The sequence below is a fragment of the Nocardia sp. NPDC004722 genome (assembly GCF_053601505.1).
On record NZ_JBSGBY010000276.1, the window covers coordinates 1 to 10,866 of the forward strand.

11 protein-coding genes and 1 pseudogene are annotated in these 10,866 nt (G+C 68.8%); 5 read left to right on the plus strand and 7 right to left on the minus strand.

All coding sequences use genetic code 11. From position 1 onward, the window contains the following. Positions 1-63 precede the first annotated feature (63 nt). The gene (locus ACWELQ_RS24955) at positions 64-375 is read left to right on the plus strand and encodes a hypothetical protein (protein WP_452399472.1); all 312 of its coding nucleotides are present in this window, start codon (positions 64-66) and stop codon (positions 373-375) included. Here the strand turns inward: ACWELQ_RS24955 and ACWELQ_RS24960 are convergent. Together ACWELQ_RS24960 and ACWELQ_RS24965 are read right to left on the minus strand one after the other, a co-directional pair. After that, complete coding sequence (locus ACWELQ_RS24960; protein WP_452399473.1) at positions 316-999, minus strand: HNH endonuclease family protein; 684 nt, start codon at positions 997-999, stop codon at positions 316-318. The genes ACWELQ_RS24955 and ACWELQ_RS24960 overlap by 60 nt on opposite strands. A gap of 159 nt (positions 1,000-1,158) precedes the next feature. Further along, a complete protein-coding gene (locus ACWELQ_RS24965) occupies positions 1,159-1,521 on the minus strand; it encodes a hypothetical protein (protein ID WP_452399474.1) in 363 nt (120 codons plus the stop codon). Between the two features lie 253 nt (positions 1,522-1,774). Here ACWELQ_RS24965 and ACWELQ_RS24970 point away from each other — a divergent pair, with 253 nt between their 5' ends. Next, positions 1,775-4,594 carry a DEAD/DEAH box helicase gene (locus ACWELQ_RS24970; RefSeq protein WP_452399475.1) on the plus strand — a complete coding sequence of 940 codons (2,820 nt, stop codon included), beginning with the start codon at positions 1,775-1,777 and terminating at the stop codon, positions 4,592-4,594. After that, positions 4,591-5,361, plus strand: a complete 771-nt coding sequence (locus tag ACWELQ_RS24975; RefSeq protein ID WP_452399476.1) for an SWIM zinc finger family protein — start codon at positions 4,591-4,593, stop codon at positions 5,359-5,361. Before ACWELQ_RS24970 ends, ACWELQ_RS24975 begins: the two co-directional genes overlap by 4 nt. Positions 5,362-5,365: 4 nt before the next feature. Here the strand turns inward: ACWELQ_RS24975 and ACWELQ_RS24980 are convergent, their stop codons facing one another. After that, complete coding sequence (locus tag ACWELQ_RS24980; protein ID WP_452399477.1) at positions 5,366-5,800, minus strand: MarR family winged helix-turn-helix transcriptional regulator; 435 nt, start codon at positions 5,798-5,800, stop codon at positions 5,366-5,368. 67 nt (positions 5,801-5,867) lie between these two features. Here ACWELQ_RS24980 and ACWELQ_RS24985 point away from each other — a divergent pair, with 67 nt between their 5' ends. Further along, on the plus strand, positions 5,868-6,434 hold the full coding sequence (locus ACWELQ_RS24985) for a YbhB/YbcL family Raf kinase inhibitor-like protein (protein WP_452399478.1): 567 nt from the start codon (positions 5,868-5,870) through the stop codon (positions 6,432-6,434). On the opposite strand, the pseudogene ACWELQ_RS24990 reads toward ACWELQ_RS24985, so the two are convergent. The 4 genes and pseudogenes from ACWELQ_RS24990 to ACWELQ_RS25005 form a co-directional block, all read right to left on the minus strand. Continuing rightward, a pseudogene (locus ACWELQ_RS24990) lies at positions 6,432-7,910 on the minus strand (flavin-containing monooxygenase); the annotation flags it as partial. The gene ACWELQ_RS24985 and the pseudogene ACWELQ_RS24990 overlap by 3 nt on opposite strands. Continuing rightward, complete coding sequence (locus ACWELQ_RS24995) at positions 7,907-8,521, minus strand: hypothetical protein (protein WP_452399479.1); 615 nt, start codon at positions 8,519-8,521, stop codon at positions 7,907-7,909. The pseudogene ACWELQ_RS24990 and the gene ACWELQ_RS24995, both read right to left, overlap by 4 nt. Then, positions 8,518-9,441, minus strand: coding sequence for a ferritin-like domain-containing protein (locus tag ACWELQ_RS25000; RefSeq protein WP_452399480.1), 924 nt, complete (start codon positions 9,439-9,441; stop codon positions 8,518-8,520). The genes ACWELQ_RS24995 and ACWELQ_RS25000 overlap by 4 nt, the downstream gene beginning before the upstream one ends. Positions 9,442-9,461: 20 nt before the next feature. Further along, on the minus strand, positions 9,462-10,298 hold the full coding sequence (locus ACWELQ_RS25005) for an SDR family NAD(P)-dependent oxidoreductase (protein ID WP_452399481.1): 837 nt from the start codon (positions 10,296-10,298) through the stop codon (positions 9,462-9,464). 104 nt (positions 10,299-10,402) lie between these two features. Between ACWELQ_RS25005 and ACWELQ_RS25010 the strand changes: the two genes are divergently transcribed. Continuing rightward, on the plus strand, positions 10,403-10,866 hold a 464-nt coding region (locus tag ACWELQ_RS25010; protein WP_452399482.1), incomplete at its 3' end, for a TetR/AcrR family transcriptional regulator.

A 10,866-nucleotide genomic window follows, 5' to 3' on the forward strand; every position in this document is an offset into this window, starting at 1 on the left:
AGCTCTCGCCCGCCATCAGTACCAGCACGAAGATCGTGCCGAGCCCGCGTTCGGTTGTTCCGCTTGGCCGACACGTATCCGGAGGTCTATCGGCCGCTGGTCGGCCCGCGCACGAACGGCACTGTGCTGCGGTCGATCCGGCAGATGTACGCCGAACTGCTCACCGAGCACCTGGGCGACCGCCTCGGCCCGGACCCGGTCGCGGCGGCGGGCACGATCACTTTTCTGTCGTGGGGTCTTTACGGTTTGCTGGAATCGGTCATGGATCCGCGCCAGGACCTCGACGCCACCCAGGCGTACCGCCTCTTCGCGACGCTATGGGCAGGCGCGGGCCACGCGTTCGAGGGCGGCGCGGTCGGCGGCGGTGACGGGTAGCCCGTATCGGGTCGCCACCATCAGATACTTCCCCGCATAAAAACAGTGCGTGGCCCGAGCGGGCGGCAGCCAGTCCCCGGGCGTCCGATCGCCCTTGTCCTCGTTGGTCTTTCCGTCCACCGCCAGCAGGTTGAAGTCCACGTCATTGGCGAACCGCACCCGCCGACCCATCGGCCACCCCGATGCCCCCAGATCCCACGCCGCCGCCAGCGGATACACGTGATCGATCTGCACCGCCTTGGCATCGGCCCGGGCGAACGCGATGCGCTGCCCGGTATAGGGATCGTCCAACGCCCCCGAAACCACCACGCACCCGTCCCCGGCCCGCCGCACCACCCCGCTGAGTTGCCTGCCCAGCACGGTATTCCGGCTGTCGCACCCGTCATGCCCGCCCGGCCCGTCGTGATCATCCGTCCACGCGGGCCCGAACACGCACCCCTGCCCGCTCGCACAGCCGCGCTCGTACCCGCCGGGCCGCGGCCGTTTCGGCACGGTCCGCACCCCGGCCAGCAATCGTTCCAGCTGAGCACGCCCGGGACTGCCCGGCGCCGGTGTCACCCGCCCGAGGGACTCGCACCCCGGAACCGCGAGCAGGACAACCACCGCACCGAGCAGACCGAGCAACCTTCCACCCCTGGGACACACGGCAATACATGTACCGCGCGCCGCCACGGTAGTGGCTCGCTATGCGAACTCCGCACCCCTACCGGGGGTGTGGGGCAGCGCCCCCACGATTGCCCCTGGGGGGTTCGGGGGCGAAGCCCTGAGAGCCCCGAGAGTTGGTTACAGCCAGGCGTGAGCCAGGATGTCGTCCGCGGCGGTCTCCGTGAGTTGGGGTGGGTAGCGGGTGGCGGCGATGGAATCCACGTGCGCGCCGTCGTGGCCGATCAGCCACGAGCCGCCCCGCTCTTCGCATTCGGCGATCTTCGCGAACACGGTGAGCAGGAAGGTGATGGAATCGCGCGGGTCGGCGGTGCGGGCGAGGCGCTGTGACTCGCCGGGCCGGGACAGGTCCAGCCACACCCCGGACTGCCCGTCCAGGCGCATCCCCACGATCTTGGTCGTGTCCACGAAGGTGAATTTCCGCCGTTCCCACGGTGTGGTGGGCGTGAAGCTCTGCTCGAGCACTTGGAGCAGAATCGTCATCTGCACGGCCTCCCTACGGTCTCGAAAATGCCACGGCTCCGGATTGAGTCGCGGTTGGATTGTCGGGTGCGCCCCGCACGGCTGATTCCTGGCACGACTACGTTGTGCGCTGGACACAGCCGACACCGACCTATGCGGTGACCTGCGGATTTATCCAGTATGTTCCGTATCCGGACAGAAATAAAGGGGTAACCGACTCTCGAGTAGGTCCACGCTGGCGCGGCCTGTCGGGGCGGGCTGGTTGGATGGTCGGATGCTGCACGGACTGTGGTCTCCGGGGTCCGGGTTGGTGCTCTGGCACGACCCGGGCGATCCCGACGCGGCCGCCGCGGCGGTGGGTCTGCCAGAACCGCTGGGCTCGATCCTCGCCGCGTCCAAGTGGCGGCATCGGGCGCAGGTCATGGTTGTGGGACCGTACGGTCCTGAAAAGGTGCAGGTTCGCGCGCACGCGCTGGCCCCCGAGACGGCCGCCCGGGTTTTGTTGCAGGAGCTTCCGGCCCGCGAGGTCGCGGGGGATCTGCGGTTTCTCGGGCATGTCGCGAGGGGGATCGACAGCTGGGTGCGGGCGGGGCGGATCGTGCCGGAGGTGTGGCGGGACGACGGTCAGTGGTGGGCGCGGTGGCGGCTGCTGGGCGGGCAGCGGCAGCGGGCCTGGCTCGCGGAGCTCGCGGTGGCGATGCCCGCCGCACTGCAGGTGGCCGGGCGCGCCACCGAACTGCTCGAGAATCTGAACGCCGAGCTGACCGATCCGATCGCTCGCCTGCGCATTCCCGAACAGCCGGAGCCGGAGGCCGCGGCGCATCCCCTGTTGACGGCCCTGTTGGACGCGGTGCCGCTGGAGTCGGGTTCGCATCGGGTGGCCGCGGTGCTGGAGGATTGGCGCACCAGCCTGACCGCGGACGAGCCGGAACTGGTGCTGCGGCTGCTGGAACCGGACGGTGAGGAGCCGGGCGAGCTGTGGCGGCTCGAGGTCTGCCTGCGCGCGGAAGGTGAAGCGCCGCAACCGGTTCTGCTGCCCGGCGATCCGCATCTGGTGCGGCTCGCGGGGGAGAAGCTCACCGCGGCCAAACAGGCCTATCCGCGCCTGCGGGACCTGCCCGGCGACACCCGCAGCATGGATCTGTTCCTGCCCACCGAGGTCGTGATGGATCTGGTCGCGCACGGGGCGAGCGTGCTGCGGTCCACGGGCGTGCGGCTGATGTTGCCGCGCGCGTGGCGGGTCGCGGCTCCGGCCATGAAGCTGAAGGTGCAGAGTCCGGCCGCGACCGAGACCGCGGTCGGGCTCAAGGGTTTGGTGTCTTTCCGCTGGGAGCTGGCCCTCGGCGACACCGTACTGTCGCCCGCCGAGATGGCGCGGCTGGTGGACGCCAAATCGGATCTGGTGCGGCTGCGCGGGGAATGGGTGCAGGCCGATCGCCGCATGCTGGCCGCCGCGGCCGACTATGTGTCGGGCCGTACCGATGCCACCGAGACGACCATCGGCGGCCTGTTCGCGGAGCTGTCCGCACACCCGGTGATCGGGGTACCGCTCGAGGAAGTCAGCGCGACAGGTTGGGCCGCGGAGCTTTTCGACGGTGAACGGCATACCGAGCCGGTGCCGGACCCGGTCGGGCTGAAGGCGCAGCTGCGCCCGTATCAGCAGCGCGGTCTGACCTGGCTGGCGACCATGAGCAGGCTGGGCTGCGGCGCGATCCTCGCCGACGATATGGGCCTGGGCAAGACCGTGCAGGTGCTGGCCCTGATGGTGCACGAACGAGAAAAGGCCGCCAGCGATTCGGTGGTCGGTCCGACGCTGTTGGTCTGCCCGATGTCGGTGGTCGGCAACTGGCAGCGCGAGACCGAACGCTTCGCACCCGACTTGCGGGTCCTCGTGCACCACGGCCCCGGTCGGCGCTCCGGCGCGGAACTCGATGCGGCGGTGGCGGATTCGGATCTGGTGATCACCACCTACGCGCTGCTGGCCCGCGACGTGGAGGAACTGAAACGCCAGGACTGGCAGCGGGTGGCGCTGGACGAGGCGCAGCACATCAAGAACGCGGGCACCCGGCAGGCGCGGGCCGCCCGGCTGCTGCCCGCGCGACATCGCCTGGCGCTCACCGGAACCCCGGTGGAGAACCGCCTCGAGGAGCTGCGCTCGATCCTCGACTTCGCCAATCCCAAACTGCTGGGCAAGGCCTCGGAATTCCATGCTCGCTTCGCGGTGCCGATCGAGCGTGAGCACGACGAGAACGCCGTCACCCGCCTGCGCGCCATCACCTCGCCGTTCGTGCTGCGCCGGGTGAAGACCGATCCGGCCGTCATCTCCGATCTGCCGGACAAGATCGAGATGACGGTGCGCGCCAACCTCACCGCCGAACAGGCGGCGCTGTATCAGGCCGTGCTGGACGATATGTCGGCCAAACTGAAGAACGCCAAGGGGATGGAGCGCAAGGGCGCGGTGCTGGCCGCGCTGACCCGGCTCAAGCAGGTGTGCAACCATCCCGCGCACTTCCTCAACGACGGTTCCGGGGTGCTGCGCCGTGGCCACCATCGTTCCGGGAAGCTGGGTCTGGTGGAGGACATCCTGGAGTCCGTGATCGCCGACGGTGAGCGCGCGCTGCTGTTCACCCAGTTCGCCGAGTTCGGAAACCTGGTGGCCCCGTACCTGACCGAGCGTTTCGGCGCGGAGGTGCCGTTCCTGCACGGCGGCGTGAGCAAGCAGCGACGTGACGACATGGTCACCACCTTCCAGTCCGAGGCGGGGGCGCCGCTGATGCTGTTGTCACTCAAGGCCGGTGGCACCGGCCTGAATCTGACCGCCGCCAATCATGTGGTGCACCTGGATCGCTGGTGGAATCCGGCGGTCGAGAACCAGGCCACCGACCGGGCCTTCCGGATCGGTCAGCGCCGCGATGTCCAGGTCCGCAAGCTGGTCTGCGTGGACACCATCGAGGAGCGGGTGGACGACATGCTGAAGGGCAAGAGCCAGCTCGCGGACCTGACGGTGGGTACCGGCGAGAACTGGATCACCGAACTCGGCGACGCGGAACTGCGCGAACTGTTCGCCCTCGGCGCGGAGGCGGTCGGCGAATGAACACCTACATCGACTTCGGCGAGTTCGGGGAGCGTCGCCCGGTGCGCGGCGGCGTGCGGGCCCGCAGTCAGCGCGGCACCGCCTTCGCCCGAACCTGGTGGGGCCGGGCGTTTCTGGAGGCCGTCGAGGGGGTCGCGGACCACGGACGGCTGGCCCGGGGACGCTCGTACGCCCGCACCGGCCAGGTGGTGAACTATCGGCTCGAGCCCGGCATGGTGAGCGCGGAGGTCCAGGGCAGTCAGCCCCGCCCGTTCGTCTGCGTGCTCACGCTGCGCCAGTTGCGCGACGACCGCCTCGACGAACTGGTCAACCAGGTCCGGGCCACGCCGGGCATGCTCGGCGAGATCGCCGCCGGGACCCTGCCGCAGGCGCTGGGGCCATTGCTGCTCCCCACGACGGCCTCGGAACTCGACTTCTCGTGCAACTGCCCCGATTCCGGCTGGCCCTGCAAGCATGTGGCCGCCGTCTGCTACGTCATCGCCGAGCGCCTCGACGAGCACCCCAACGATCTGCTGACCCTGCGCGGCGTCGAGCTCGACGACCTGATCGGCAATGTCCAGAGCCAAAGTCCCCCAACGGATTCCGCCGATCTTTACGGCAATGATCTGGCCCTGCCCGCACTGCCGAAGGCCGATTTCCATCCGGCCCCCGACGATCTCGACGCCATCCTGCTGCGGCAGGCGCTGCGCATGACCGCCGAGGACGAGCCGTCCGTCGCTGCCGGTCTGCGGCGGCTCCGCGCTCTCTATCGCTCCCTGGAGGATTGAGCGGTCAGCGGATCAGCCGCTCCAGCAGCGGCAGGGACTCCGCCAGCTGCCGGCGTTCCGCGCCGGTGAGCCGCTCACCGATCAGTTCCGCGATATGCCCGTGGCCCGCGCCGCGCCGCTCCGACAACAGTGCGCGCCCGGTCTCGGTGATGGACAGCAGTTTTCGCCGCAGGTCGTGATCGTCGGTGGTCCGGCTGAGCAGGCCGCGCTCGACGAGCGCGGCCACGGCCGTCGCCACCGATTGATGCCGGATCTGATCGGCACGAGCCAGATCGGCGACCGTCGCCGGGCCGTCGCGGTCGAGGCGTTTGAGGATCGACACCTGCGAGGGTGACACGTCCCGGGACGGGGAGACCGCGCGCATGCGCCGGACCAGACCGCTGACGACGGCCTGCAATTCCTCGGCGATCTTCTCGCTGTCACTTGTCGATCCGCTCATAACTCCCTAAAGTACAGCAAGACTGCGCAGTCAACCTGTATATCTCGCGGCGTATCAAGGAGATTCGATGGGAATCGTCGGCAAGCTGCTGTCGAACTGGCGGGCGGGGGAGGAGGGGCTGGCCTGGAATCTGCCGAATCTGGCCGGGGCCGAGAGCCTTCGGATCACCAGCCCGGACTTCACGCACGAAAGCACGCTGGATCTGCGGCATGCCGGGAAAAGGATCGGCGGGGAGGATCTTTCGCCGGAGCTGGCCTGGGCGGAAGTACCTTCCGGCACCGAGCGGTTGCTACTGGTGATCGAGGATCCCGACGCGCCGGGTTCCACCCCGTTCGTGCACTGTGTGGCCCTGGTGGACCCGGCGCTCACCGGGGTGCCGCGCGGTGGCCTCGCCGCCGACACTCCCGCGGAGGGCGTCGCCGTGCTGCGATCCGGTTGGGGGCGTGGCTATATGGGGCCGTCTCCGATCAAGGGCCACGGCCCGCACCGCTACGTCTTCGAGCTCTTCGCGCTGACCGAGCCGCTCACTCTCCCCGGCGGGAAGTCACTCGAGGCCGCCAAGCCGCGCGAGGTGCTCGCCGCCGCCCGGGCGAGCGCTCGCGGCCGGATCGACGGGTTCTACGAGCGGCCCTGAGAACCGATAGTCGCCCAGATCGAAATGGGCGGCGCGCCAGGCGGCTTCGGGAGTGCTCATGGCACGCAGCGGGACGTCGCCGTTCTTGTCGAAGTAGTAGGAGTTGGCCAGGGCGCAGCTGTCCTGCCAGAACACCTGGGTGCCGCGCCGCGACAGCATCTCCTGGAAATAGCGGTCATTGGCTTCGGCCGTGACCTCGATGCGGGTCGCGGTGCGGCGGCGGGCACTGCGGAGCAGGCGCAGGATATGGGTGGTCTGCATCTCGATCAGGGTGAAGTACGACGCGCCGTTGTAGCCGTACGGACCGATGATGGTGAAGAAGTTGGGGAAGCCGGGAACGCTGACACCCTCGTAGGCCTGCAACCGATGGGTGTCCCACCAATCCTCGAGCCGGACGCCGCCGCTGCCGTGCAGATCGAAGGTCGGCATGTTCCCCGACTCCATGACCTTGAATCCGGTGGCCATGATGAGCACGTCGACCTGATGATGGCCGCTCGTGGTGCGCAGGCCGCTGGCGGTGATCTCGGTGATGGGATCGGTGTCGAGCGTGACGTTCTCGCGGTTGAACGTCTTCAGATAGTCGTTCGAGAACGACGGCCGCTTGCACCCCAGCGCGTACTTCGGTGTGAGCTTCTCGCGAATCTCGGGGTCCCGCACCTGATTACGCAGATGCGCCAGCCCCTGCCGCTCACCTACCTTCACCACCGGCAGCACCTTGTAGTAGTGCGCCGACAGCGGGAAGGTGAGCTCCACGAACGCCTGACTCAGCCACCTGGTCAGGAACTGCCCGCCCGGCAGCCGCATCAGAGCCTGGACCGGCGGTGGCATGGGCGCGTCCGGCCGCGGCAGGCACCAGATCGGGGTGCGCTGGAAGACAACCAGTTCCGACACCTGCGACGCGATCTCGGGAATGATCTGGATGGCCGACGCGCCGGTGCCGATGATGCCGACCCGCTTGCCGCGCAGATCGACGTCGTGATCCCAGCGCGCGGTGTGCATGGTGAGGCCCCGGAACCGTTCCGCCCCGGGGATATCCGGGAGCTTGGGCCGGGTCAACACCCCGGTCGCGCCGATCAGGAAACGGCAGGTGATCTCGTCGCCGTCGGCGGTCCGCACCTTCCACAGGTGCAGTTCGTCGTCGAAGTCCGCGCGCTCGATGGTGGTGCCGAAACGAATGCGCGGCCGCAGCCCGTACTTCTTGACGCAATGCTCGGCGTACGCCTTCAACTCCCGCCCGGGCGCGTACACCCGCGACCAGGATCGCTGCTTCTCGAACGAGTACTGGTAGCTGAAGGACGGAATGTCCACGGCGATACCGGGATAGGTGTTCCAGTGCCAGGTGCCGCCCACCCCGTCGGCCTCGTCGATCATGATGAAATCGTCGAATCCCGCCTTGCGCAGGGCGATAGCGGTCCCGATACCCGAGAATCCCGCTCCCACAATGACGATCTCGTGGTTCACCACGGTGCTGGTCACAGTTCGTCCTCCGCGTAGATGATGCAGTCCACCCGATGCTCGACCCCGTCCACGGTGCGAATCCCGAGCGGTGCGAGCCGGGCGATGGGCCAGGCGATGAGCGTGCAGTTCTGCTGTCGCAGGGCGTGGTAGTAGCGGCCGTGCACCCGCACCCCGGCAGCCCGGTCCGGAGTGAGCAGCCGCCGCTGCCACGAATCGCCGACCTGCGCACGGAGATTCACCAGGGCGGCTCGACGCAGTACTTCCGCGCCGAGCCGATACAGCACGCCGTGGTGGGCTCGGTCGTCGGCGGGCAAAGAAGGATCGGTGGATGAGGTCGGGCTCGGCAGCGCGCCCAAGGCATCGGCGGGAAACTGGCGTAGCAGCAGTCCGGCACCCGGCACCGGCGGGGTCGGCAGGATCCAGATCGGGTCGTGCTGGAAGACCGTCACCCGGCGGGCCTGCTCGACCACCGGGGGCACCACCCGCGCCAGCGCGCTGCCGCTGCCGACGACCGCGACGTGCAGGCGGTCGAGTTCGTGCTGGTCTCGCCACCGGGTGCAGTGAATCGTTGGGCCGGTGTAGGTTTCGCGGACTCTGCGGGAGTCGCTCCGGCGGATCGGCGAGGTCATTTCGCCACCGGCTCGTAGGTCAGGGCCTTGGACCACGACGGGGTGCGGCCCAGGACGCGGACCGGGAAGCGGTCGATGGCCTTGTTCAGAGCGTCGTTGATGCCCTGGATGGGTTGCAGGCGGTTGATGGTGGCGCGGCCGTGCAACCGGACTACGTGGAACAGCGGGACCCGCTTGATGTCGGGGCTGCGTTCCCCGGCTTTCTCATAGCGCCGCACCGCATTCCAGAGCTTCTCCTCGTCCAGCCCCATCGCCATGATGTTGGTCGACATGCGCGACAGCAGTGGCGTGTAGAGGAGCGCGCCCATCAGCAGGGTGGGCCGCAGCGCGTATCCGGCCGTCTCGATGGCGATGCGTCGCATCGGCCCCGCGCCGAGCTGTTCGAGCACCTGGAAGCCGACAGCCAGATGCCGGGACTCGTCACTGTTGATGTGCCGGAACACCTCGTGGCACAGCGGATCCCGCACCTCGTCGAGCAGGAACTTCACCAGCGCGCCGTCGAGCGCGCACTCCAGCGACGGGATCACCGTGCCCAGCACCGGCAGCGTCAGCCCGTCGCCGTAGCGGTCCAGCCATTCGATGACGAGCCGAATGTTCTTGTTGGGCACCGGCATCTCGTCCCCGTCGAGCATGCCCCAGCGCCGCATCAACGCCAGTTCGGCATTGGCGTGCTTCTGTTCCTCGGCGTGGAAGTACCGGTAGATCTCCTTGAGCGGCCCGTCGGGCGCGTGCAGGGTGAGCGCCGCGAAGCCGCGCGCGCCCACGTGTTCGATCCACACCAGGTCGGCCATGAATTTCGCCAGGGCGGGCCGCTGCTCCTCGGTGATGAGCTCGGCTCCCGGTGCGTCCCAGTCGATATCGGCCAGCGCCCACTGTCGTTCCTGGATGACGGTGAGCATGTCGGGGTACGTGAACGCCATTGTTCAACTCCTTGCGGTGACTATCGCACCAGCCGCTCCAACAGTCCGGCGGCGCGCGTGTAGGGCTCGGGTAACAGTCGTTTGGCCTGCCAGATGGCCTTGGCCTCGATTTGCGGGACCACGTAGAGCTGGCCGCGGTCCACGGCGTCGAGGGTGGCGCGGGCGATGGCGGCGGGCGGGCGGCCGGTCCAGCGCAGCAGCCGGTCGCCCCACTGCTGGAGGTTCTCGTCGCCGATCGAAACGCCTTCCAGGATGTTGGTTCTCACCCCGGTCGGGCACAGCACCGTGACGGTGACGCCGGTGCCCGACAGCTCCGCCGCGAGGGTCTCCGACAGCGCCAGCACCCCCGCCTTGCTCACGTTGTAGGCGGCCATCCGGGGCGCGGAACCGAAGGCGGCCGCGGAGGCGACGTTCACGATGGACCCGTGCCCGGCCTCCCGCAGCAGCGGCGTGAAGACGTGACAGCCGTGGATGACTCCCCACAGGTTCACGTCGAGCACCTGATGCCATTCGGCAGGCGGGGCCTCCCCGATCACGGCGCCGCCGCGCCCGATGCCCGCATTGTTGACCACCAGATCCGGGCTCTTGCCGAACCACTCTTCCGCGGTGTGCGCCAAAGCGGAGACCTCGTCGAGGCTGCGCACATCGCAGACGGCGTCGAATGCCTTTCCGCCCGCGGCGGCGACCAATTCGACGGTCTCGCGGGCGCGCTCGGCGTCGATGTCGGAGCAGACGACGCGCCCGCCCCGCTGCCCGAGCTCCAGCGCGAAACCGCGGCCGATGCCGCTGCCCGCACCCGTCACCACCGCATCCGCCTGCTGAGTGCGGCGGGATCCGCCGAAGGGGTTGAGTCGCATGGGAACTCCCGGGGCCGTGCCATCCGGGCGGTCAATTGGTGTCGTCTGCCACCACTGACCGCACCTGCCACCAATTAGGCTCGCGATGCGCTACTTTGTCAACTATGAACGGGTCTGCACGCGCGGCCGCGAAGTCGACCGCAGCGGTCGAGAAACCGGCACGCGCGGTGACGGCCGTGGAGTTACCCGCGGCGCCGGCCCGGCGCGGCGGCACCTGGGGTGGACGCACGCAGGAGGAGCGCCGCGCGGAACGCCGGGAGCGCTTGATCTCGGCGGCCCTGGACATCTGGCTCGAAAACGGCTGGGCCGCCGTGACCATGCGCGGGGTCTGCACGCACGCGGGCCTCAACGACCGCTACTTCTACGAGCACTTCACCGACCGCGACGATCTGCTCGGCGCGGTCTTCGACGAGGTCGGATTCCAGGCGCTGGCCGAGCTCTCGGCCGTGGTCGCGGAGAATCTAGCCGCGCCCGCGCTCGGCATCCTGCACATGGCCATCGCGCGCGCGGTCGACCTGCAATCGGAGGGGCCGGCCCGCATCCTGTTCGGCGACCACGCCGGTAGCCG

What these genes read in the sequence shown, in the direction of transcription:
- ACWELQ_RS24965 (WP_452399474.1), bottom strand. Translation starts at nt 1,521, where the DNA reads ATGACGATTCTGCTCCAAGTGCTCGAGCAGAGCTTCACGCCCACCACA.
- ACWELQ_RS24970 (WP_452399475.1), top strand. Translation starts at nt 1,775, where the DNA reads ATGCTGCACGGACTGTGGTCTCCGGGGTCCGGGTTGGTGCTCTGGCAC.
- ACWELQ_RS24975 (WP_452399476.1), top strand. Translation starts at nt 4,591, where the DNA reads ATGAACACCTACATCGACTTCGGCGAGTTCGGGGAGCGTCGCCCGGTG.
- ACWELQ_RS24980 (WP_452399477.1), bottom strand. Translation starts at nt 5,800, where the DNA reads ATGAGCGGATCGACAAGTGACAGCGAGAAGATCGCCGAGGAATTGCAG.
- ACWELQ_RS24985 (WP_452399478.1), top strand. Translation starts at nt 5,868, where the DNA reads ATGGGAATCGTCGGCAAGCTGCTGTCGAACTGGCGGGCGGGGGAGGAG.
- ACWELQ_RS24995 (WP_452399479.1), bottom strand. Translation starts at nt 8,521, where the DNA reads ATGACCTCGCCGATCCGCCGGAGCGACTCCCGCAGAGTCCGCGAAACC.
- ACWELQ_RS25000 (WP_452399480.1), bottom strand. Translation starts at nt 9,441, where the DNA reads ATGGCGTTCACGTACCCCGACATGCTCACCGTCATCCAGGAACGACAG.
- ACWELQ_RS25005 (WP_452399481.1), bottom strand. Translation starts at nt 10,298, where the DNA reads ATGCGACTCAACCCCTTCGGCGGATCCCGCCGCACTCAGCAGGCGGAT.